22 protein-coding genes and 1 tRNA gene are annotated in these 22,585 nt (G+C 70.0%); 9 read left to right on the top strand and 14 right to left on the bottom strand.

Going from position 1 to position 22,585, the window contains the following annotated elements:
- The first annotated feature begins 32 nt into the window (after positions 1 to 32).
- From OH768_RS32175 to OH768_RS32145, 7 genes are all read left to right on the top strand, one after another.
- On the top strand, positions 33 to 524 hold the full coding sequence (locus OH768_RS32175; RefSeq protein ID WP_406459410.1) for an Lrp/AsnC family transcriptional regulator: 492 nt from the start codon (positions 33 to 35) through the stop codon (positions 522 to 524).
- A 12-nt stretch (positions 525 to 536) separates the two neighbouring features.
- A complete protein-coding gene (locus OH768_RS32170) occupies positions 537 to 1,184 on the top strand; it encodes an ABC transporter permease (protein ID WP_406459408.1) in 648 nt (215 codons plus the stop codon).
- On the top strand, positions 1,177 to 2,421 hold the full coding sequence (locus OH768_RS32165; RefSeq protein ID WP_359607533.1) for a betaine/proline/choline family ABC transporter ATP-binding protein: 1,245 nt from the start codon (positions 1,177 to 1,179) through the stop codon (positions 2,419 to 2,421). The genes OH768_RS32170 and OH768_RS32165 overlap by 8 nt, the downstream gene beginning before the upstream one ends.
- Positions 2,418 to 3,221, top strand: coding sequence for an ABC transporter permease (locus OH768_RS32160; RefSeq protein ID WP_406459405.1), 804 nt, complete (start codon positions 2,418 to 2,420; stop codon positions 3,219 to 3,221). Before OH768_RS32165 ends, OH768_RS32160 begins: the two co-directional genes overlap by 4 nt.
- Entirely contained in the window at positions 3,218 to 4,174 is a 957-nt protein-coding gene (locus tag OH768_RS32155; protein ID WP_406459403.1) for a glycine betaine ABC transporter substrate-binding protein, read from the top strand. The genes OH768_RS32160 and OH768_RS32155 overlap by 4 nt, the downstream gene beginning before the upstream one ends.
- Positions 4,175 to 4,255: 81 nt before the next feature.
- Positions 4,256 to 4,828, top strand: a complete 573-nt coding sequence (locus OH768_RS32150) for an ArsR/SmtB family transcription factor (RefSeq protein WP_406459401.1) — start codon at positions 4,256 to 4,258, stop codon at positions 4,826 to 4,828.
- 15 nt (positions 4,829 to 4,843) lie between these two features.
- Complete coding sequence (locus OH768_RS32145) at positions 4,844 to 5,035, top strand: hypothetical protein (protein ID WP_406459399.1); 192 nt, start codon at positions 4,844 to 4,846, stop codon at positions 5,033 to 5,035.
- Here OH768_RS32145 and OH768_RS32140 read toward each other — a convergent pair.
- The 6 genes from OH768_RS32140 to OH768_RS32115 form a co-directional block, all read right to left on the bottom strand.
- Positions 5,032 to 5,826 (bottom strand): S16 family serine protease, encoded by a 795-nt coding sequence (locus OH768_RS32140; protein ID WP_406459397.1) that lies wholly within the window; start codon positions 5,824 to 5,826, stop codon positions 5,032 to 5,034. The two genes, OH768_RS32145 and OH768_RS32140, sit on opposite strands and share 4 nt — an antisense overlap.
- Before the next feature lie 65 nt (positions 5,827 to 5,891).
- Entirely contained in the window at positions 5,892 to 6,533 is a 642-nt protein-coding gene (locus OH768_RS32135; protein ID WP_406459395.1) for an IclR family transcriptional regulator, read from the bottom strand.
- A 331-nt stretch (positions 6,534 to 6,864) separates the two neighbouring features.
- Positions 6,865 to 8,664: a DEAD/DEAH box helicase gene (locus OH768_RS32130; protein WP_406459393.1), complete on the bottom strand. Its 1,800-nt coding sequence runs from the start codon at positions 8,662 to 8,664 to the stop codon at positions 6,865 to 6,867.
- Between the two features lie 117 nt (positions 8,665 to 8,781).
- Entirely contained in the window at positions 8,782 to 9,168 is a 387-nt protein-coding gene (locus tag OH768_RS32125) for a type II toxin-antitoxin system death-on-curing family toxin (RefSeq protein WP_406459391.1), read from the bottom strand.
- On the bottom strand, positions 9,169 to 9,366 hold the full coding sequence (locus OH768_RS32120) for an Arc family DNA-binding protein (protein ID WP_388675268.1): 198 nt from the start codon (positions 9,364 to 9,366) through the stop codon (positions 9,169 to 9,171).
- A gap of 47 nt (positions 9,367 to 9,413) precedes the next feature.
- A complete protein-coding gene (locus tag OH768_RS32115; RefSeq protein WP_406459389.1) occupies positions 9,414 to 10,868 on the bottom strand; it encodes an MFS transporter in 1,455 nt (484 codons plus the stop codon).
- A gap of 189 nt (positions 10,869 to 11,057) precedes the next feature.
- Between OH768_RS32115 and OH768_RS32110 the strand changes: the two genes are divergently transcribed.
- A tRNA-Cys gene (locus tag OH768_RS32110) sits at positions 11,058 to 11,132 on the top strand.
- A gap of 292 nt (positions 11,133 to 11,424) precedes the next feature.
- A complete protein-coding gene (locus tag OH768_RS32105) occupies positions 11,425 to 11,811 on the top strand; it encodes an AQJ64_40280 family protein (protein ID WP_406465526.1) in 387 nt (128 codons plus the stop codon).
- A gap of 6 nt (positions 11,812 to 11,817) precedes the next feature.
- On the opposite strand, the gene OH768_RS32100 is transcribed toward OH768_RS32105, so the two are convergent.
- The 8 genes from OH768_RS32100 to OH768_RS32065 form a co-directional block, all read right to left on the bottom strand.
- On the bottom strand, positions 11,818 to 12,525 hold the full coding sequence (locus OH768_RS32100; RefSeq protein ID WP_406459387.1) for a DinB family protein: 708 nt from the start codon (positions 12,523 to 12,525) through the stop codon (positions 11,818 to 11,820).
- Between the two features lie 99 nt (positions 12,526 to 12,624).
- Positions 12,625 to 13,800, bottom strand: coding sequence for an SUKH-4 family immunity protein (locus OH768_RS32095; RefSeq protein WP_406459385.1), 1,176 nt, complete (start codon positions 13,798 to 13,800; stop codon positions 12,625 to 12,627).
- Between the two features lie 257 nt (positions 13,801 to 14,057).
- Entirely contained in the window at positions 14,058 to 16,373 is a 2,316-nt protein-coding gene (locus OH768_RS32090; protein WP_406459383.1) for a xanthine dehydrogenase family protein molybdopterin-binding subunit, read from the bottom strand.
- Complete coding sequence (locus OH768_RS32085) at positions 16,370 to 18,091, bottom strand: 2Fe-2S iron-sulfur cluster-binding protein (protein ID WP_406459381.1); 1,722 nt, start codon at positions 18,089 to 18,091, stop codon at positions 16,370 to 16,372. Before OH768_RS32085 ends, OH768_RS32090 begins: the two co-directional genes overlap by 4 nt.
- Positions 18,088 to 18,981 carry a xanthine dehydrogenase family protein subunit M gene (locus OH768_RS32080; protein WP_200714545.1) on the bottom strand — a complete coding sequence of 298 codons (894 nt, stop codon included), beginning with the start codon at positions 18,979 to 18,981 and terminating at the stop codon, positions 18,088 to 18,090. The genes OH768_RS32085 and OH768_RS32080 overlap by 4 nt, the downstream gene beginning before the upstream one ends.
- Before the next feature lie 235 nt (positions 18,982 to 19,216).
- Positions 19,217 to 20,806, bottom strand: coding sequence for a beta-N-acetylhexosaminidase (locus OH768_RS32075; protein ID WP_406465525.1), 1,590 nt, complete (start codon positions 20,804 to 20,806; stop codon positions 19,217 to 19,219).
- Positions 20,807 to 20,858: 52 nt separating this feature from the next.
- Positions 20,859 to 21,704 (bottom strand): carbohydrate ABC transporter permease, encoded by an 846-nt coding sequence (locus tag OH768_RS32070; RefSeq protein ID WP_406459378.1) that lies wholly within the window; start codon positions 21,702 to 21,704, stop codon positions 20,859 to 20,861.
- The gene (locus tag OH768_RS32065; RefSeq protein WP_406459376.1) at positions 21,701 to 22,582 is read right to left on the bottom strand and encodes a carbohydrate ABC transporter permease; all 882 of its coding nucleotides are present in this window, start codon (positions 22,580 to 22,582) and stop codon (positions 21,701 to 21,703) included. The genes OH768_RS32070 and OH768_RS32065 overlap by 4 nt, the downstream gene beginning before the upstream one ends.
- Positions 22,583 to 22,585: the final 3 nt, after the last annotated feature.

Raw genomic sequence — 22,585 nt, 5'->3', positions numbered from 1 at the left:
GTACAGGATGACCATCCTCGGAGGCGGACACCATGGGGATCGATCAGCTCGACGGCCGGATCATCGTGCTGCTGGCCGAGGAGCCGCGCATCGGTGTGCTGGAGATGTCCCGGCGGCTCGGGGTCGCCCGGGGGACGGCGCAGGCGCGGCTGGACCGGCTTCAGTCGAATGGAGTCATCCGCGGCTTCGGTCCGCAGGTCGATCCGGCGGCGCTCGGCTATCCGGTCACGGCGTTCGCGACGCTGGAGATCCGGCAGGGACAAGGGCCGGACGTACGGGCGCACTTGGCGACCGTCCCGGAGGTTCTCGAACTGCACACCACCACCGGCAGCGGGGACATGCTGTGCCGGCTGGTGGCCCGCTCGAACGCCGATCTCCAGCGGGTCATCGACCGGGTTGTCGGTTTTGATGGCATTGTCCGGGCCGCCACCGCGATCGTGATGGAGAACCCCGTTCCACTGCGGGTCATCCCGCTGGTGAAACAGGCGGCGGCGGAGCCGGAAGGGACGACCCGACCGACGTAGGGGTGTGTGCATGTGAGCTTCTGGGAGTACTTGGGCAACCAGCACCAGCAGCTGCTCACCGACGCCTACCAGCACGCCAGCGCGGTCTTCCAGTGCATGGTCGTGGCCACGCTGATCGGGGTGGTGATCGGGGTCGTCACCTATCGGAGCGAGTGGGCGGGCAACCTCGCCACCACGGCCACCTCGACCATTCTGACCATTCCGTCGCTCGCCATGATCGGTCTGCTCATTCCGATCGTGGGACTCGGCGTCCCGCCCACGGTGATCGCGCTGACCCTGTACGGCCTGCTGCCGATCGTCCGCAACGCGATCGTGGGGCTGCGCGGGGTCGACCCGTCCCTGGTGGACGCGGCGAAGGGCATCGGGATGTCCCGGCTGATACGGCTCGCGCGGGTCGAACTGCCGCTGGCCTGGCCGCCGATCCTGACCGGTATCCGCGTCTCCACCCAGATGCTGATGGGCATCGCGGCCATCGCGGCGTACGCCTCCGGGCCCGGCCTCGGCAACGAGATCTTCCGCGGCCTCGGGTCGCTCGGCAGCAAGAACGCCCTCAACCAGGTGCTGGCGGGCACGCTCGGGATCATCGTCCTGGCGCTGCTGTTCGACGCCGCGTACGTCCTTCTCGGACGGCTGACCATTCCCGGGGGGATCCGTGCCTGAGTCAGCTACGACTACGTCCGGTGCCTCCATCGAGCTGGAGAACCTGACCAAGCGGTACCCCGGCAGTCCGCAGCCGGCGGTCGACAGCGTCAACATGGAGATCAAGGCGGGCGAGCTGGTCGTCTTCGTCGGGCCCTCCGGCTGCGGCAAGTCGACCACGCTCAAGATGATCAACCGGCTGATCGAACCGACCGGCGGCCGGATCCGGATCAACGGCGAGGACGTCACCGACATCGACCCGGTGAGACTGCGCCGCAAGGTCGGGTACGCGATCCAGTCGAGCGGGCTCTTCCCGCACATGACGGTCGCCCAGAACATCGCGCTGGTGCCGCGGATGATCGGTTGGTCGAAGTCCCGGGTCAGGGACCGGGTGGAGGAGATGCTCGACCTGGTCGGGCTCGACGCCGGCGAGTTCCAGGGCCGCTATCCGCGCCAGCTCTCCGGTGGGCAGCAGCAACGCGTGGGCGTGGCACGGGCGTTGGCGGCCGATCCGCCGGTGCTGCTGATGGACGAGCCGTTCGGCGCGGTCGACCCGATCACTCGCGATCATCTCCAGGACGAGTTGATCAGGCTCCAGCACGAACTGCACAAGACGATCGTCTTCGTCACCCACGACTTCGACGAGGCGATCAAACTGGGCGACCGGATCGCCGTGCTGCGCGAACGCTCGCACATCGCGCAGTTCGACACCCCGGAGGCGATCCTGACCAACCCGGCGGACGACTTCGTGTCCGGGTTCGTGGGCGCCGGGGCCGCCCTCAAACGGCTGAACCTCACCCGCGTACGGGACGTGGAGATCACCGACTATCCGACGGTGACCGTCGACGACCCGCTGCAGAACATCTTCAACAAGCTCCGCGACAGCGGCACCAACGAGATCCTGCTGCTCAACAAGCGCGGCCGGCCCTACAAGTGGCTGCGGCGCGGCGACATGATGCGCGCCAAGGGCTCACTGGCCCGCGCGGGCACGCTGGTCAGCGACACGGTGACCCGGGACGCGACGCTCCGGGACGCGCTGGAGGCCGTGCTCACGGACAACGCGGGGCGGGTCGCGGTGACCGGGCGGCGCGGCGAGTACATCGGCGTCGTCGACATGGAGACGCTGATGAACTCCGTGCACGAACTCCTGGAGGCCGACCGGCTGGAGGCGATGGAGGCCCAGCACGAGCTGGTGGAGGCGCGGGCCCTCCAGACGCAGGCCGAGCAGGAGGGCGCCGGAGGGGAGGAGAAGGCGTGACCACCACTCCCGAGCTGGAAGAAGAGGAGACGGCGGCCCCGGCGCCCCCGACTCCCCCCAAGCGCCGGATCACCTGGCAGAAGCTGACGATGCTGCCCGCGTTCCTGGTGGCGGTCCTGCTGGCGACCTGGCTGTGGTTCGACCAGGCGCACCTGGACGCTATTTCGGAGAACGCGCTCTCCAACGGGCAGGTGAGCAAGGCCCTTTGGCAGCAGGTCCAACTCACCGTGATCTCCACGTTCTTCGTGCTGATCATCGCGATCCCGCTGGGCATCCTGCTGACCCGCAGGGCGTTTCGGAAGGCCACCCCGGTGGCGATGACCTTCGCCAACATGGGCCAAGCGACCCCGGCGATCGGCCTGTTGGCCCTGCTGGTGATCTGGCTGGGCACCGGCGAGAAGGCGGCCCTGATCGGCATGGTCATCTACGCCGTCCTGCCGGTGCTGTCCAACACCATCGCCGGCCTGAAGGCCAACGACCCCACGCTCCTGGAGGCGGCCCGGGGCATCGGTATGTCCCAACTCGGCGTCCTGAGACGGGTGGAGCTGCCCCTCGCGGTCCCCCTGATCCTGGCCGGCGTCCGAACGGCCCTCGTCCTCAACGTCGGTACGGCGACCCTGGCGACCTTCGGCGGGGGCGGCGGCCTCGGCGTACTGATCACCACCGGCATCACCACCCAGCGGATGCCCGTCCTGGTCCTCGGCGCGATCCTCACGGTCAGCCTCGCACTGCTCGTGGACTGGCTGGCCTCCCTGGCCGAACTGCTGCTGCGGCCAAGGGGATTGGAGGTGGGCACATGAGACGCACCTGTCTGATGACGGTCGGCGCGCTCATCGTCGTCTCCGGCTGCGGGCTGACCAGCGGCTCCCCCATGGTCGACGATGTCGGCCCCGTTACCGTCGGCAAGGGCGAGCCCCTCAAGGGCGCCCATCTCACCGTCACCTCAAAGGAGTTCACCGAGCAGCTGATCCTCGGCGCGATGATGGGCATCGCCTTCGAGGCGGCCGGCGCGGACGTCCTCGACCGGACCGGCATCCAGGGTTCGATCGGAGCGCGGGAGGCCGTCAAGTCCGGTGACGCGGACGGGATGTACGAGTACACCGGCACCGCGTGGATCACCTACCTCGGCAACAGCAAGCCGATCACCGACCCGCTGAAACAATGGCAGGCGGTACGGGACGCGGACTTGAAGAACGGCCTGACCTGGCTGCCTCCCTCCGCCCTCAACAACACCTACGCGCTCGCCATGAACCAGGCCAACTTCAAGAAGTACGGCACGAAGACGCTCTCGGACGTGGCCGCGCTGGCGAAGAAGAACCCGGGCGCGGTGACGCTGTGCGTGGAGAGCGAGTTCGCCAACCGCGCGGACGGACTGCCGGGCATGAAGAAGGCGTACGGCATGAGTCTCCCGGCGAGGAACATCACGCAGATGGACACCGGGATCATCTACACCCAGGTGAAGAAGGGGAGTTGTACGTACGGCGAGGTCTTCACCACCGACGGCCGCATCAAGTCGATGAACCTCGCGGTGATGGCCGACGACAAGAAGTTCTTCCCCAACTACAACGCGGCGCCCGAGATCAACACCAAGGCCCTGAAGAAGTGGCCGGCGATCGCGGAGGTCCTCGCCCCGGTCACGGAGAAGCTGAACAACACGGTGGCGCGGACCCTGAACGCCAAGGTGGACGTCGACGGGGAGGACCCGCATCAGGTGGCGCTGGACTGGATGAAGGCGGAGGGGTTGGTGAAGTAGGGCTGACGGAGGGCCAGTTACAAAGAAGTTGATGCAAAAGAAGCGTTGCAAAGGTTTCTTTGCAACGCTATCTTTGGACGCATGCCGGAGCCAGAACCGTCCAAGTACCGCAATCTCGACGCCCGTTCACTGCGCGGCATCGCTCATCCGCTGCGGATGCAGCTACTGAACGCGCTGCGACGGCGCGGACCGGCCACCGCCTCGATGCTCGCCGAGCGGCTGGGCGAGTCCAGCGGGGCCACCAGCTATCACCTGCGCCAACTGGCCACGCACGGGTTCGTCGAGGACGCCCCGGAGCGCGGCAAGGGGCGGGAGCGCTGGTGGCAGGCGGTCGATCAGGGCATCGACTTCGACGAGAACCTGATCGTCGACGCCGATCCGGCGGTGCGTGGCGCGGCCGAGACCTACCTGCACGAGGTCGCGACCATGCACGCCCGTGAACTGTCGACCTGGGTCGGCACCCGGCAGGACTGGCTGCCCAAGTGGTCCCACTCCCACGACATGAGCGACTGGACCGTACGACTGACACCCGAGCGCACCCGTGAACTCGTCGGAAAGATCCACGAGTTGCTCGAAAACTACGAGGCCGAGGACTCACCCGAAGCAGAACAGGTGCGCTTCCACCTGCACGCCTTCCCAACCGAATCAGAGTGAGACGAGGCAACCCCGATGCACCCGGAAACCCACCTCGCGCTGCACCACACCCGAGCCGCCGAACTCCAGGCCCGGGCCGCGGCCCACCGGCTCGCCGCCGAGGCCAAGCCCTCGCACGAACTCCGCACCCGCCTCGGCTGGACCCTCGTAGAACTGGGCCTGCGGCTGGCCGCCGCGCCGAACGGCCCGAAGCCGGCCGTGGCCTAACAGCCCGGTACGGAACCCTTACCCGACTCCAGCGCCTCCAGCGCACTCACCGCGCCCTTCAGCGAGGTGACCGCGACCAGCCTTAGCCCCTTGGGCAGTTCGGACTTGGCGTCCGAGCACTCGGCCTTCGGCACCAGGAACACCGTCGCCCCGTCGCGGCGCGCGGCCTGGGTCTTGAGGGCCACTCCCCCGACCGCGCCCACCGTGCCGTCGGTGCCGATCGTCCCCGTACCGGCGATGGTGCGACCGCCTGTCAGGTCACCGCCACCGCCGTCGCCGTTCAGCTTGTCGATGATCCCCAGAGTGAACAGCAGGCCCGCGCTGGGACCGCCGACGTCCGCCAGCTTCAGCGTGACCTTCACCTTCTTGTCGCTGAGGTTCAGGTAGTCGAGCGCGGCCGTGGTCGCGTCGTCCTGCGACTCCTGCATCTGCTCCGTGTTGTGCTGCTCGATCTCCTTGACGCTGTTGCCGCTCGGATAGACCGAGTCACGCGGCATGACCGCCCGATCCGTGCGGAACCAGCTGTCGATCACATCGCTCAGCGAGACACGCTGATCGGGTCCGGTCGCCTCGATCGTCGTCATGCGCAACTGGCCGCTCGTCGTACGCACCGGCGCCCCGGAGATCGTGATCACCGGGGTGCCCTTGTTCTCGCCGAGCACGTTCGCGGTCAGACCGGGCTGCGTCAGAGAGAACGGCAGCGGCGCGAAGGCCGCCGTGGCGAGCAGCGCCACGACGGGCAGGGCACAGACGGCTACGGCCCAGGGGCGCGTGAGGCGAGAGAGGAGCACGGGATCAATCTAACGCGACGGTCACTTTCGGCCGTGCGCCGGTCACCCAAGGCCCGCGAAAGGCCTCAGCGCAACGCCTCCGCGACCTCCCGCGCCGCGTCCACGACCCTCGGCCCCACCCGCTCGGGTACGGCGTCGGCCAGCATCACCACGCCGACGCTGCCCTCGACCCCCGTGACCCCGAGCAGCGGAGCCGCGGCACCGCTCGCGCCTGCCTCCAACTCCCCGTGCGTCAAGGTGTATCCGGGCTCGTTGGCGTTCTGGTGCCGGGCGGCGAGAATCGCCCGGCCCGCGGCGCCCCGGTCCAGGGGGTGACGGAAACCGGCCCGGTAGGCCACGTGGTAGTCGGTCCAGGTCGGCTCGACCACGGCGACGGCGAGGGCGTCGGCCCCGTCGACCAGGGTGAGATGAGCGGTCGCCCCTATGTCCTCGGCCAGCGACCGCAGCGCGGGCAGCGCCGCCTCCCGTACGAGAGGGTGCACCTGGCGGCCGAGCCGCAGCACCCCGAGCCCGACCCGGGCCCGGCCGCCCAGATCACGTCGTACGAGAGCGTGCTGTTCCAGGGTGGCCAGCAACCGGTACACGACGGTCCGGTTGACGCCCAGTTTGTTGGACAGTTCGGTGACGGTCAGCCCGTGGTCCGTATCGGCCAGCAGTTTGAGGACGCGCAGTCCCCGGTCGAGCGTCTGGGAGGTCTCCGCGGTCACGACGCCCACTCCTTAAGTGGTGAGGTCGGCGGCCCCCTCGCGGCGGATGCGTCACCGAGTCCCGTCAGTGACGCGCTTCAGAGGCCGCCGATCGGCGAGGCGGCCCGGCGTGTCCGGGCCCAGTCGCTTCACGGCTGCGCTCCGCGGCGGCGCTGCCACGGGGCGTGTGCGTAGCGGGACACTAGCGAAGGCGGTTCGCTGAGCGGAAGTCTCCGTCCAGAATCCGGGCACCGACTGGTACGGACCGGTTCGCTTCACGCCGATATGTCCTGACCTGCGGATCGCCCGTGCACAACTTCCGTACAGATGTGCGGGGTCGGCAGGGGGTGGGTCAGCGCATACGCGTGGCCCACTCCTGGACCTTGGCGATGCGCTGGCGCAGCTGCCCCGCCGTGGCCTCGGCGCTCGGCGGGCCGCCGCAGGTGCGGCGCAGCTCGGTGTGGATGACGCCGTGCGGTTTGCCGGTCTGGTGGACGTACGCGGAGACCATGGTGTTGAGCGACTTCCTCAGCTCCATCATCTCCTTGTGGGAGACGACCGGCCGCCGCTCGGCGGGCAGTTCGAGCAGGTCGGCCTCCTCGTCCGGCTTCTTGCGGCTGTGCGCGATCTGCCGGGCCTGCCGCTTCTGCAGCAGCAGCTGCACCTGGTCGGGTTCGAGGAGCCCGGGGATACCGAGGTAGTCCTGCTCCTCCTCGCTCCCCGGGTGCGCCTGCATACCGAACTCGGCACCGTCGTAGAGCACCCGGTCGAAGACGGCCTCGGACTCCAGCGCCTCGAAGGCGAACTGCTCCTGCTCGCCGGTGTCCTCGTCCTGCTCCTTGTTCGCCTCGTCCATCTCCTTCTCGGACTCGGCGTACGGGTCCTCCTCGCCCTCCTTCTTGGGCTTGTCGAGGGCGTGGTCGCGCTCGACCTCCATCTCGTTGGCGAAGGTGAGGAGGTCGGGGACGGTCGGGAGGAAGACGGAGGCGGTCTCGCCCCGGCGCCGGGACCGCACGAAACGCCCGACAGCCTGGGCGAAGAAGAGGGGCGTGGAGATGGTGGTGGCGTACACCCCGACGGCGAGCCGCGGCACGTCGACGCCCTCCGACACCATCCGCACGGCGACCATCCACCGGTCGTTGCTCGCGGCGAAGTCGTCGATGCGCTTGGAGGCACCGGTGTCGTCCGACAGTACGACGGTCGCCTTGGAGCCGGTGATCTCGCGGATCAGCTTGGCGTAGGCGCGCGCGGAGTCCTGGTCGGAGGCGATGACGAGGGCGCCCGCGTCCGGGATGCCCTTCCTGACCTCGGTCAGCCGCTGGTCGGCGGCGCGCAGCACGCTCGGCATCCACTCGCCGCGCGGATCCAGCGCCGTACGCCAGGCCTGGCTGATCGCGTCCTTGGTCATGGGTTCGCCGAGCCGGGCGGCGATCTCGTCGCCGGCCTTGGTCCGCCAGCGCATGTTGCCGCTGTAGGAGAGGAAGATGACCGGCCGGACGACGTGGTCGGCGAGCGCGTTGCCGTAGCCGTAGGTGTAGTCGGCGGAGGACCGCCGAATCCCGTCGTTCCCTTCCTCGTACGTCACGAAGGGAATGGGATTGGTGTCGGACCGGAACGGCGTACCGGTGAGCGCGAGGCGGCGGGTGGCGGGCTCGAAGGCTTCGAGGCACGCCTCACCCCACGACTTGCTGTCCCCCGCGTGATGGATCTCGTCGAGGATCACCAGCGTCTTGCGCTGCTCGACACGGTTGCGGTGCAGCATGGGCCGCACGCCGACGCCCGCGTACGTGACGGCGACCCCGTCGTAGTCCTTGCCGAGCGGCCCGGCGCTGTACTCCGGGTCGAGCTTGATCCCAATCCGCGCGGCGGCCTCCGCCCACTGCTTCTTCAGGTGCTCGGTCGGCGCGACCACGGTCACCTGCTGCACGACATGGTGGTGCAGCAGCCAGGAGGCGAGGGTGAGCGCGAAAGTCGTCTTGCCGGCGCCCGGGGTCGCGACCGCGAGAAAGTCCCGCGGCTGCTCCTGGAGATACCTCTCCATCGCCCCCTGCTGCCAGGCGCGCAGCTTGCTCGCGGTGCCCCAGGGAGCGCGGCCGGGGAAGGCCGGGGAGAGGTGGTGGGTGTTGGCGGAGGAGGCGGCGGTGGTAGTCACGGTCTCCGTTTGGTTGGTAGGGCGGCTCGGCTACGTATGACAACCGGGCCACCCTACCGGCGGGGTGGCGGTGTCAACGTGCGGACGATGCCGGGGTGCCCTGGGATGGGACTGAGGTCACATCGCCTCGTGGAGGGCCCGCAGACGCAGGGCAATCGGCCCTACATCTTCCAGGCTGCCCGCCGCCACTTCGATGACGAGTTTGTACGCCTCGTCCTGATCGACGTCGAGCATCTCCGTGCCGTTGAAGTCGAGGAAGACGACCGTGGCCATCCATGCCATGCGTTTGTTGCCGTCCACCAGAGGATGGTGCACGGCAAGCGAATGGAGCAGCGCCGCAGTCTTCTCGAAAAGGTCCGTGTATGCCGCGACGCCGAACATCTGCGACTGGGGACGGTGGACGGCCGAGCTGAGCAGTCCCAGATCACGTACGGCAACCTGGGTTTGCTCCCCACAAGCCAGCTCCGCCAGGTCCAGGACCTCCTGGACCGTGAGGTACTTCACCTATTCCCCCAGCCTCCGGAGCAGGTCGGCGTGGCCCGCCGCGTACTTGGCCCCGAGCCGACGAACCGTGGCCCGGTCCGCCTCCTGCTCCAGATACCGATCGATCGCCTGAAGCACTACGGCGTGCATGCTGCGCCCCTCCTCCTCGGCACGCAGCTTGAGCGCCTCCTGCTGGTCGTCGCGCAGACGAAGGTTCATAGCCATACCACAACGGTACCATCCATGGGGTCAACGTGGTACCAATGTCAAGCAGCCCGCACCCTCGTCGTCACCCAAGCCCCCACCAACGCCACCCCCGCCATCGGCAGAAACACGGCGGCGAACGCGGCCGGATGGGAGCCGCCACTGGCCGAACCGACCACATGCCCGACCGTGCCCCCGCCGAGCGCACCGAACGCGGCCCCGCCGACGGACAGCAGCACTACGTTGGACAGCCCGTCGGAGATCTGCAGCGCGGCCGAGTTGGTGCCCGCCTCCTCCGGCGCGGAGAGCTGGAGGAGCAGCACGCTGGTGGAGGACATCACCAGCCCCATCCCGAAACACCCGAACCCCCAGGCGACGGCCACGATCCACACGGGAACCGTATGGATGAGGACGCTCGGAGCCGCGGCGATGGCACCGGCCACCAGCACCATCCCGAACGTCATCAGCCGTTCCCGGTACGGCTCGACCCGCGCCCGAGCCTGCACCCACGACCCGAGCGCCCACGTCCCGCCGCCCGCCGCGAGCGAGAACCCGGCCAACGTCGGCGACAGCCCCCGCTGGGTCACCAGCATCAACGGCACGAAGGACTCCGCCGAGATGAACGCCCCGGCCCCCAGCCCACGCAACAGCACGACCGAGGGCAGCCCCCGCGCCGCCCGGTACGTACCGCGTGGCAACAGCCCGAGCACGGCCGGCACGAGCAGCGCGACGCCCGCGGCAGCCGGGACGAGCGAGAACCACCGCAGATCCTGGGCGGCGTACTGAAAGAGCCCGGCACCGAGCGAGATCCCGAGGGCGAGCCGGATACGACGCCGGTCGAAGGAGCCGGGCGGCTGCTGACCGCTCTCGGACACGGGCCCGGCCGCCCGCCGCCGTATCTGAGGAAGGGCAAGCGCGAGCGGAAAGACGACCAGCACCGGAATCCCGACGAACACCCAACGCCAGCCGAGCTGTTCGGTCACCGCGCCGGCGGCGAGCGGCCCGACGACGGACGGCACCACCCAACTCGCGGCGAACGCGGCCACGATGCCCGGCCGCAACCGCTCCGGATAGGCCCGCCCGATCACCACGTACAGAGCGACAATGACCAGCCCACCGCCCAGCCCCTGCACGGCCCGCCCCAGGATGAACACCCACATGACCTGGGCGGTCCCCGCGACCAGCAATCCGGCCGCAAACGCCCCGATCCCGGTGGTCAACGCCCCGAGCGGCCCCCGCCGGTCCGACCACTGCCCGGCGAACACCATCCCGAACAGACTCGTCGTGAAGTACCCGGAGAACGCGAACGCGTACAACGCCACCCCGTCCAGCTCCCGAGCCGCGACGGGCATGGCCGTCCCCACGGCGGTCGCCTCGAAGGCGATCAACAGCACGACAGACACGATCCCGACGCTGAGGGCCCGATACGACCGCCCGAGCACCCCGCCACGACACCCATCTACCAGGTCAGGAGCAGCATCCGTGACATCGGCGTCACGCGGTTCGAGGACGGTCATGCGGGCCAGCGTAAGGCTCATCCTCCGGCTTGACCCCTGTCGAAAGACGGTCCACCGCTGAGACCTTGGTCGTACGACCACTGTCCCCCACTCCGCCATTCATGAACGCGGTATGGCAGTCCCGTTGCGGCACCACCGGCCCCCTTGTCCGAGCCCACCCGCCCCACATACGGTCAACTCACCAAACACGGCCGTGTGCCCGAGTGGTTCAGGGACTCGCCTGCAAAGCGAGTTACGCGGGTTCGATTCCCGCCACGGCCTCCAAGACAGGTTCTGACCAGTACGCGTTCCTTGGTCAGACAGACTCCCCCAGGGCTGTGACGCCCAGTCCGAACGGGGCTAGGTAAGTCGCCTGGTCCACACTGACTTGCTTGGCCCTGACCAAGCTCAGTCACAGCCCAGTCCCGGAGCTTATGCCCGCGATGTGGGGCACCGGGTCTGTGCAGGGGGATCGTGGGTCGTCAACTGCGCGTCCGCGACGGCGGCTTACGCCACCCAGCGCGAAGCAAGCTGACGCAACCTGCACGGGCGCCCGGGCGTCTTGCCGGGCGTGGAGATGGTGAATCTGGACACCGTGGTGACGTGGGTCGACGCGCGCAGTGCACTGCCCTCAAGCGGTACCCCCGTGGCAGCCGCGATCACCGGTCGGTATCCGGCGGACGGTGGCGCCGAAGCCGATGCCGCGCTGGGTGAGGAATTCTGGCTGGTGCGGCCGATGTACTTCACCTCTCTGCACTTCGGCGCGGACGGTACTGAGCACAGGGACTGTTTCGTCGACTCCGACGGGGTCGTCCGGCTGCCCTACGGGCTCGACAGTGCCGAGACCGTGACACATTGGGCTGAACTGCCCACTCTGCCGGGCGAGATGACGACGCGTGCGGTTCTCGGGGAGGGTGTGCAGGCGGCTCTTCAGAACGCGTGGAGCGCTCAGCCCGGTACCTGACTCACATCACGACCTCGCCCGCCACAGATCCCGCAGCAGTGCGATCTCCGCCATGTGGTGGATGAATTCCAGGTTGGCTCCCGCCACGACGGCGATGTACGGGTCGTCGGGGTCGGAGCCGTACGGGTATTGCGAGAAGCCGACAGTGTCGAGTTCCTCTTCCGTCACGGTGGCTACGGCTGTCCGCCAGCGGTCGATCACCGGCCAGAACTGTTCCAGGGTCGGGGCCGCGGAGGGGCTGAAGTCGACCATCCGCTTGGGATCGTGCCGTCGATCGCCGAACGTCCACTCCCACGCCCCCGCGAACTGGAAGTGCAGGTGGCCCAGGCGCCACGCGATCGTCGTGATCGGGGTCGAGTCCGGTTCCGGCTCGCCTGTGTGGGCGAGGACCTGCTCGACCCGTTCGACGGTCACGCTCCAGTCCTCGGCGATCTTGTCGACGGTCATGCCGTCGGCGGCCTGGCGGGCAACCTCGGCGTACTCGCTCGCCGGGATGTCCGGTGCGCCCAGGTCGAGGACCCACTCGCCCGGTCCGAACGCCCTCGGCGTCACGGCCTCGCTCCGGCGGCGGAGGGACCAACAGTCGGGCGCCGGCTCCCAGAGGTACTCCTCGTCGTCGAGTCCCGTCAGCCGGACCTCGGCCATCTCCCGGGCCTTGTCGAACTGCTCCAGCAGCACGCACAGTCGGTCGGTCCGTGTGTGCTCGGTGTCCATGTCCCGTTCCCCCTCGCCGCGTCGCGGTCAGGCGCAAGGTAGCGGGTCACCTCGCATCGGCGCGAACGAATTCCGCGGCGGGCCGCGTCCGCGTCCGCTTCAGAGCACGCCTCCCGCCTCGTCCTGGAACGCCTCCGTCCAGTAGTGCGGGTGGCGTCGGCCGGCCACTCCGGCCTGCCGGCCCGTCGGGTCCACCGTCGACAAGGTCTGGAGCATCGTCGTGGCCAACTGGTCGTACGCCTCTGCCGTCAGCTCGCCCGAGAGGTTCGCGTCTATCTTCCGCTCGCGGTGGAGCAGCCAGAGCGTGAAGGCGAGGGTCGAGACGTCCGTGTTGAGGGGAGCGAGCGTCGCTTCCGGCTCGCTCCAGGTCAGGATCTCGCCCGTGGCACCGTCCACCACCAGGCTGTTGTTCTCGACGAGATAGCCGAGGCGGATCAACTCGTCGGAGCGGGCGGGCAGTTCGTCGGCGGGCTCGTCCTCGTAGAACTCGGCCAGGGTCGGGAGCGGGACGTCCGTGTCCAGCTGGAAGAGGAGTGCGTCCTCGGGCAGGCCCGTCTCGCGCAGGAAGCGGCGGGTCGGCTCGTGGGTGAGTGTGGCGGGGAAGTCGACCTCCTCGAAGCGGGCCACCGTGCCCTGGCCGAACTCCTGGTCCAGCAGGCGGGCCGGGATGTCGAGGGTCAGCCCCGAGGTCGTACCGGGGCCCGCGACCAGGGCCAGCGGGCGGATGAGGGCCGCCGCCTTCCAGAACGGGGGCACCTCGCCGTCCGTCTCCGACTCGAAAATCGCGAGCAGGTGGCGTGACGCCTCCGCCGCCGTCTGCGCGCCGTGGCGGCCCTCGTATGACGCGAACTGGCCGCGCAGGGCGGTCAGTTCGTCGGTGGTCGTGGTGAAGCGGGCCAGCGTTTCGACCGACGGGGCCAGCGGGCCGGCCTCCATCAGGTCAGGGCGGTCGTGGAGGAAGTACGTCGTGGCGATCGCGCCCGTCTCGCCGTCCAGCAGGATCGACTCAGCCTCGCCGCCGTCGGGTCCCCAGAGCGCGCCTATCACCAGCTGGTCCCGGAGCTCCTCCGCCAGCGGGTCGGGATCGCCCAGCGAGTCCGCGACCGTCCGCAGGCCCTCCCTGCGCAGCTCCTCGAAGGTCAACAGGGCGCTGTCGCCCGGCAGTCCGGGGCCCGTCAGCCAGCGGCGCGTGGACGCGTGCGTGACGTACGGATCGAGGTCGTCCTCGGTCAAGGTGATCGTGATCGCCGTAGAACCGGCGTCGGTCCTGCTCATCGTTCCCCCGTGCATGGTTCCCCCGTGCGTGAATCTTCCCCGTGCGGCACCGGTGTTCCGCGGTCGTCCCCACTGCCCAGAACACTACGCGGCACCACTGACAATGGCCCTGACCAGCGAAAACGCGGTGAACCCGCAACGAAAACGCCTCGCAGGGCGCGGACGGACGCGAAACGTCCGAGACATCCTCACCCCGTCAGACGCTCAGACCACCCGTGAACGTTCCCGTCCCTCGGTAACCGCTCTGCCGGCGCCGCCTACTGCCCGTACTGCCCGTTCGTCACAACCGCCGCCTGGGGGCGGATCGGCAGGCGGTTCACGGGGCGGCCGGTCGCGGCGCGTACGGCGGAGGCGATCGCCGCCGGGGAGGTGACCACCGGTACCGCGCTGACCGCCTTCGCCCCGAAGGGCGCGACCACGTCACGTTCCTCGACGAGTTTCACGATCTTGATGTCGGGGGTGTCCAGGGCGGTGGGAAGGGCGTAGCCAGTGAGGTCGGGGTGGCGGATCAACCCGCGCGCGGTGCGCAGGTTTTCCGTCAACGCGATGCCTACGCCCTGAGTCACCCCGCCCTCGATGCGGGCGACCAGTTGGGTCGGGTTCAGGATGCGGCCGACGTCCTGGGCGAGGGCCAGTTCGACGACCCGGACGGAGCCGAGTTCGATGTCGACGTCGACTACCGCGCGGATCGCGCAGAACGCGAGGCCTACGAAGGCGTCGCCCTGGCCCGCCTCGTCCAAGGGCTCGGTCGGGTGCGGGCGGCACTGGGCGGTGGCCCACAGTTCCTTGCCGTCCAGGGCCTCGGTGACGGTCGTCGAGAGGACGCCGTCGTACGAGGTGATCTTGCCGTCGGTGATCTGGAGGAGTTCGGTGGACATGCCGAACTTGTGCGCCAGGGGCTGGAGCAGTTGGGTGCGGACCATTTTCGCGGCCCGTTCGACCGCGCCGCCCGAGACCCAGGTGTGGCGGCCCCGGCAGCCGGGGCCGGCGGGGGGCTGATCGGTGTCTACAGGGGCGACGTGCACCTCGTCGATGCCCAGGGTCTCCTGGACGATCTGGCGGGCGAGGGTGGTGAAGCCCTGGCCGGTCTCGACGGCCGCGCACAGGACGGTCGCGATGCCGTCGTGGACCTTCACGGTGGCCGTGGAGACCTCGTCGGCGCCCTCCGCGCCGAGCATGTGAACCATGCCGAGGCCGTAGCCGACGCCCCGGCGCACCGCGCCCGGTTCGCCCGCGCCCTCGGGGCCGCCGGGCAGCAGCCACTCGTCCTCGGGGGTGTCCTTGGGGAGCTGCGGCAGCGGGAAGTCCCGTACGGCCTGGAGGAGTTCGGCGACCGGTGCCGGGCAGGTCACCGTCTGGCCGGTGGGGAGGACGTCCCCGGTGGCCATGGCGTTGCGCAGGCGCAGTTCGGCCGGGTCCATGGCGAGCTTCTTGGCGAGCTTGTCCATCTGCGCCTCGTAGGCGGCGCAGACCTGCATGGCGCCCTCGCCGCGCACGTGCCCGGAGGGCGGGTTGTTGGTGCGGACGGCCCAGCCCTCGATGAAGGCGTTCGGGACGACGTAGGGGCCGCAGGCGAAGGAGACGGCGGCGGCCAGGGCCTCCGACGAGGTGTCGGCGTAGGCGCCCGCGTCGAGCAGCACCTGGGCCTCGACCTTGACCAGGCGGCCGTCCTCGTCGGCGTGGTGGCGGTAGCGCAGGAGCGTGGGGTGGCGGTGGGTGTGGCCGAGGAAGGACTCCTCGCGCGTGGCGGTGAGTTTGACCGGGCAGCCGGTCTTCAACGCGAGCAGGCCGAGCGGGAGTTGGAAGCCCTGGTCCTCGCGGTCGGCGGTGGCCCCGGGGACGCCGGTGACGACGACCTTCACGCGGTCGGGCTCCAGGCCGTAGCAGGCGGCGGCCGTGTCGCGGTCGGTGTGCGGGTCCGTGGAGGCGATGTAGAGCTCGACGCCGCCGTCGGGGCGGGGCACGGCGAGGCCGGCCTCGGCGCCGATGGGTGCGGGGTCCTGGCGGCCGATGCGGTACAGGCCCTCGACGACGATGTCGCCGGCCGCGTCCGGGTCGCCGTGGCGCAGCGGGATGTGCCGGATCAGGTTGCCGTCGGGGTGCAGCGGTTCGGCCTCGAAGGCCTGCTCGGGGTCGGTCACCGGGTCGAGTACTTCGTACTCGACCATGATGGCGGCGGCGGCCATCCGCGCGGTGTCCGGGTGGTCGGCGGCGACGGCGGCGATGGGCTCCCCGTGGTGGCGCACCACTTCGAAGGCGAACACCGGGCGGTCGGCGGTGCCCCGGCCGTAGCGGTCCTGGCCCGGCACGTCCTCGTGGGTGATGACGGCCCGTACGCCGGGCATGTCCCGCGCGTGGGACGTGTCGACGGACACGATGCGCGCGTGCGGGTGCGGCGAGCGCAGGACGGCCGCCCACAGGAGGCCCTCGGCCCACAGGTCGGCCGCGTACGGGAAGGTGCCCTCGGTCTTGGCGCGGGCGTCGGCGGCCGGGAGCGAGGCGCCCAGGCCGTGGCCCGGATGCTCCGCGGCGGGCGCGGCCTCCGTGGTCGCGGTGGCGGCTTCGTTGCTCACGCCTGACCTCCGTCCTGGCCGTACACCTGGTCCTGCGTGCGCGGGGACTCGAACGCCGACTGGTGGACACCACCGGCTCCGGGGCCCGCCTGGTGGGGAATACGCGCCTCGTCGCCGTCCGACTCAGGTTCGGCGGCAGCGGCGTGCGCCTCCCGTTCGGCGACGACTTCCTGTACGGCGTCCAGGACGCCCCGGTAGCCGGAGCAGCGGCACAGGTTGCCGCACAGGGCCTGCCGCGCCTCTAGTTCGGTGGGGGCCGGGTTGCCCTCCAGGAGGTCGTGCACGGTCATCGCCATGCCGGGCACGCAGAAACCGCACTGCACGGCCCCGCACTTGGCGAGCGCCCGCTGCACGTCCGAGGGCTGTCCCTCGACGGCGAGACCCTCGACCGTACGGACCTCGGAGCCGGCGGCGGTGACGGCGGGCACCAGGCAGGAGGCGACGAGCCGTCCGTCGACCTGGACGTTGCAGGCCCCGCACTCGCCCTGGGAGCAGCCGTCCTTGGCGCCCGCGAGGCCGAGGCGTTCGCGGAGCACGTAGAGCAGCGACTCGCCGATCCAGGCGTCGGTGACAGGCCGGTCGGCGCCGTTGACGCGCAACACGTAGGAGGCGAGCGGGTGTTCGTCGCCGGAGAGCTTCGGGCCGGGCTCGGCGGCCTCGTCCGACACGTCGGCGTCCGCGGCCGTCACGGGCGCCTCAGCGGCCTCCGGGGCGGCTTCGGCACCGTCGGACGCGTCGGCCGCCACCGACGGCCCAGCGGGCCTCTCAGCGGCGCCCTCGGCCCCTTCGGCATCGCCGCCCGCCGCGCCGTTCTCGTCGGCCGACTGCGCGTCGGCCGCGGCCAGTTCGGCGGAGGCGTCGTCGTGACGGTCGCCGCGCGCGTCCCCGTAGGGGTCGCCGGCGGCCTCGGTGCGGGCGTGCGCGTACGGGTCGCTGCCCTGGGCTTCCTCGTACGGCCGGCGGGTCGCGTCGGCGGCCGGTCGGGTGGCCGCGCGCGCCGACACCTCGTCGGCCGGGTGTGCGACACCCCGCCCGTCGGTGTCCGTGGCCGGGTACGCCGTGCCCCGCCCGTCGGTGCCCGTCGCCGGGTAGGCCGCACCCCGGCCGTCGGTGTGCTCGGCCGGGTGCGCCTCGGGCTGTCCGGGCCGCTCCGTCACACCCGTGCCGGACGCCTGCTGTGCCCAGTTCTGGCCCGCGCCGTCCGTCGCCCAGGGCGCGGGCGCGCCGCCGGGCAGGGTGGCGGGCGGGGTGCCGCCCCACTGCTCGACCAGGGCGGAGGTGGTGAACTCGCCCGATTCGTCCGGGAGATCGCCCCCGGCGACGGGGATCGACCACTCCCCGGTCACGTCGTGACCGGGCGCGGCGCCCGCGTCCTGGGCGTTGGTGTCCTGGAAGGTCCACTGGCCGGTGGCCCCGGGGTGGTACGCGAACTGGTCGCCCCCGGCCGTCCCCTGCTGCGGTACGGCGTTCGGGTCGGGCCACTGGACGCCCTCGGCGGGCACGGCCCAGGAGCCGGTGCCCGACGGGTCGTCCGGGGCGGGGCCGGCCGCTATGGGCGGCGGCACATAGCCGTGGCCCGGGGCGGCGAGGAGGGCGTCGATGCCCCCTTCGGGGAGTTTCACGAAGGCCGTGGCACCGTCGTCGTAGTCGCCCTGGGGCAGCGGGTCCCAGCGTCCGCCGCCCTGGGGGGTGCCCTCTCCGTGCTGGTCGTCGGTCACGACAGCGCCCTCCCGAGTGCTCGTCGGGCAAGTGCGGCGACGGTGCGCCGCAGGTGCAGTACCGCGGGCGGAAGCTGTTCCACGGAGCCGTCCTCGGCCGGGGCCGGGTCGGGGATGCAGGCCGCGGCGACGTACTCCCCGAAGGCGGTCAGCGCCTCGGGGACGATCGCGCGGCCGTTGTCCCAGTCGATCAGCCGGGCCACCCACTGCTCGGCGTCCAGGGGTCTGAGCGGCATCGGCGCTATGGCGCCGACGGCGCACCTGACGCCGCGCCTGGCGGGGTCGAGGACGACCGCGACGGACGCGACCGAGCGCCCGGGTCCGGTCCGGCCGGTCGCCTTCAGGAAGACCTGCGGGGCGTGCAGCAGGGGCACGCGCACGAAGCCGATGAGTTCGCCGCCGCGCAGCATCTCGACGCCGGCCAGGAGGTGCGACACCGGGATCTCCCGGCGGGCGCCGCCCGGGCCCGCGATGATCAGCGTCGCTTCCAGGGCGGCCAGTACGGGCAGCGCGTCCCCGGTGGGCGCGGCCGAGGCGATGTTGCCGCCCAGGGTGCCCGCGTTGCGGATCTGCGGCGGGCCCGCGGCGCGCGCGGAGGCCGCGAGCGCCGGGATGAGGGCGGCGAAGTCGGGGCGGCCCATGCGGGCGTGCGTGAGGCCCGCGCCGAGCAGCGCGTGGCCGTCCTGGTACTGCCAGCCGCGGATCTCGCTGATCCGCCCGAGACCGACCAGCGCGCTGGGCCTCAGCTGGCCCGAGTTGACGGCCGCCATGAGGTCGGTGCCGCCGGCCACGGGAACGGCCGTGGGCAGGGCCGTGAGCGCCGCCACGGCCTCGTCCAGCGTTGTGGGCAGCGTGACGGACTGCCCCGCCTGCGGTGCGTGCGTGGTCAAACCGGCTGCCCCTTCCCGCTGCCCCACCTGGTCCCACCTGTTGCTGCCGTACGGTACGTGCTGACAGGGCGGACGTGGCAACTCTGGCACATCTTCGCAAGACCCGAACGCGGGGGTCCGCTAGGAGGCATTCGCCCGCCTCATCAGCGAGATGGTCCGTTTTGGTACGGCATCACCGGTACGCGCGAATTGCCACTCATCGGTGACCCCTGGGGGCCTTTTTCCCTTCTGTGTTCTAGGCGTTCGGGGGCGGGCCGTCCTTGGGCCGTCCGAGCACTCCGGGGCGGCGCTGCCACGGCAGGGGTCCGGTGGGCGGGCGGTAGGCGACACCCAGGGCGTCGAGTCGCGGATAGTGGGCGGTCATCCGGCGTTCGAAGTCGGCGAAGTCCCGTTCCGCGGGCGCCGGAAGGGCGCTCCAGGCGACCTCGGCGAACGCGGCCAGCCTGGGGAACGTCTGGTAGTCCACGCGCGCGTGATCCTCCATCACCTCGGTCCACACGTTGGCCTGCGCGCCCAGCACATGACGGGCCTCGGCCTCGGTGAGCTGCGAGGGAACGGGCTCGAAGCGGTAGACGTCCTCCAGGGTGCGCACATGGGCGATCGGCACCGGCTCGTCCTCGCCGGCGTCCTGCCGCCAGTCCAAGTACACGTGCTGTTCAGGGCACATGACGACGTCGTGGCCCGCGCGCGCGGCGGTGATCCCGCCCTCGTAGCCGCGCCAGGACGACACGACGGCCCCGTCCGCGAGACCGCCCTCCAGGATCTCGTCCCAGCCGACGAGCCTCCTCCCGCGCGCGGAGAACCACTTGTCGAAGTGTCCGATGAACCACGACTGCAACTCGTCCTCGTCCGCGAGCCCGAGTTCCTTGATGCGTGCCTGCGCGGTCGGCGACCGCTTCCACTGGTCCTTGGGGCATTCGTCGCCGCCGAGGTGAATGAACTCCGAGGGGAACAGGTCGAGGAGTTCCTCGAACACCCCCTCGTAGAAGCGCAGGGTGTTGTCAGTGGGGGCGAGTACGTTCGGGTTGACGCCCCAGGTGTCCCAGACGGAGAGGGAGTTGGTGTCGATGACGTCTGTGTTGCCGAGTTCCGGATACGCGGCGATCGCGGCCTGCGAGTGTCCCGGTACGTCGATTTCGGGGACCACGGTGATATGCCGCTCGGCGGCGTAGGCGACGATCTCGCGGATGTCGTCCTGTGTGTAGTGGCCGCCGTGGGGCTTGTCGTCCCACAGGGGTGAGGCGCGGTGGCCGAATTTCGTACGGGCCCGCCAGGAGCCGATCTCGGTCAGCTTCGGGTACCGCTTGATCTGTACGCGCCAGCCCTGGTCGTCCGTCAAGTGGAAGTGGAAGACGTTGAGTTTGTGCGCCGCCATCAGATCCAGGTAGCGCAGGACGCCTTCCTTGGGCATGAAGTGCCGGGCGACGTCGAGCATGAGGCCGCGCCAGCGGAAGCGGGGCGCGTCGCGGATGCTGACCGCGGGTAGTTCCCAACGGCGCTTAGAGGTGACCGGGGCACGGCGGAAGGCCTCGGGGCCGAGCAATTGACGGAGGGTCTGGGCGGCGTAGAACAGCCCGGGTTCATCGGCTCCCCAGAGGTGGACCAGATACCCGTCGACGATCACGGTGTACGCCTCGGGGTCGTCGGACTCGCCCGGGCCGACGCGCAGCATGATGCGGTTTCCGCTGTCCTTGTGCGGCGTCAGTGGCAGTCCGGTCGCCGCGCCGACGGTGGCCCGCAGCCACTGCGCCACCCGCTCGGTGCCGGGGCCCGCGTCGATCTCCGTCCCGGCGTCGAGGACGTAGCCCACGCCCCCGCCGGGCAGTGCCGGCGCGACACTGTTCGGCGCCGGAATCAGTTCCGTCTCTGAAGTCACGTCAGTCCTTAACCGCTCCGCCCAGCCCCGAGACCAGACGTCGCTGTACGAGTACGAAGAACACCAGCACCGGAATCGTCATCACCGTGGAGGCCGCCATGACCCCGCCCCAGTCCGGGTCGTCGGGCTTGTAGAAGACGAGGAGGGCCATCGGCAGGGTCGACTGGGAAGTGTCGCTGATGATGAAGGACTTGGCGAACAGGAAGTCGTTCCAGGCCGAGATGAAGGAAAACACGCTCGTGGCGACCAGCCCAGGGAAGACGAGCGGGAAAAGGATCTGCCACAGGAATCGCGTCCGGCTCGCCCCGTCGATGTACGCGGCCTCCTCCAGCGCGTCCGGTACGGCTTTCACGAACCCCCGCAGCATCCAGATCGCGAACGGCAGCGAGAAGGCAATCTGGGGCAGGATCAGGGACCCCAGGGTGTTCAGCAGGCCGAGGCCCCGCATGGTGAAGAACAGGGGGATCGTCAGCGCTTCCACGGGCACCATCTGGGCCACCAGGAACATGATCAGGAGGGTGGTCCGGAAGCGGAACCGGAATCGGGTCACGGCGGTCGCGGCGAGAAAGGCGATCAGTGCCGAGACGATGACCACGGTGCCCGCCACGACAAGGCTGTTGACGAAGTAACGGCCGAATTCCTGCTGCCCGAAGACCCGCCGGAACGAGTCCAGGGAGGGCGCCAGCGTCCATGGCCGGGGCTCGCTCGACTCGATTTCCCCGGCCGGTTTGAAGGCGCTGAGCACCATCCAATAGAGGGGGAACGCGACCACGACCGCGATCAGCAGCGCCGAGGCCTCGGCCGCGAGCCGCCAGGGCCGTCGTACAAAACCGCGGAGCGTACTCACAACTCCTCCCCCTGCCTGCGGAGCAGGCGCAGATAGACCAGCGTGACGGCGAGCAGCATCAGCAGCATGACGACGCCGATCGCCGAGCCGAGGCTGTACTTCGAGGAGGCGAACGCCTGTTGGTAGGCGTACACGTTGAGGACGAGGTTCTGGCCCGCGATGCCGCCGCCGTTGGTCATGACGTAGATCTGGGTGAAGACCTTGAAGTCCCAGATGACGGACTGGATGGTGACGACGGTCAGGATCGGGCGGAGCATCGGCGTGAGGATCGAGCGCCAGATCCGCCACTGCGAGGCGCCGTCCAGGGCCGCGGCCTCCAGGACCTCGGAGGGTACGGCGCGGATGCCGGCGTAGACCGTCACCATCACGAACGGGAAGGAGCACCACACCACTTCGAGCAGGACGAGGAAGAACGCGCTGAGGCGCCCGTACGTCCAGGAGTGGTCACCAAGGCCGAGGATGCGGTTCACCGGACCGAAGTCCGGGTCGAACAGCAGCAGCCAGACCGTCGAACCCGTCACCGCGGGTGTCGCCCACGCCCCCAACGCGGCCAGCATCAGCACGAGTCGGGGCACGGCCCGCACCCGCGTGAGCAGCACGGCGAGGGCGCAGCCGACCGCGAGCGTCGAGACCACGCAGGCCCCGGCGAACAGCACGGTCGACAGCAGCACCTGCCAGAACTGGCTGTCGGAGAACAGTTCCGCGTAGTTCCCGAACCCCTTGAAGGTCGTCGGCTCGCCACCGCTGACCTGGGCCTGCGTGTACTGGAAGAACGAGATCAGGCCGAGCTGGTAGATGGGGTAGACGAGCAGACCGCCGAGGACGACAAGGGCGGGGGCGAGATAGAGCCAGGGGGTCCAGGTCGTTCGCGTACGCATCCG

The sequence above is a fragment of the Streptomyces sp. NBC_01622 genome (assembly GCF_045209635.1).
GTDB lineage: Bacteria > Actinomycetota > Actinomycetes > Streptomycetales > Streptomycetaceae > Streptomyces.
This window is presented reverse-complemented; position numbering and strand designations above follow the sequence as displayed.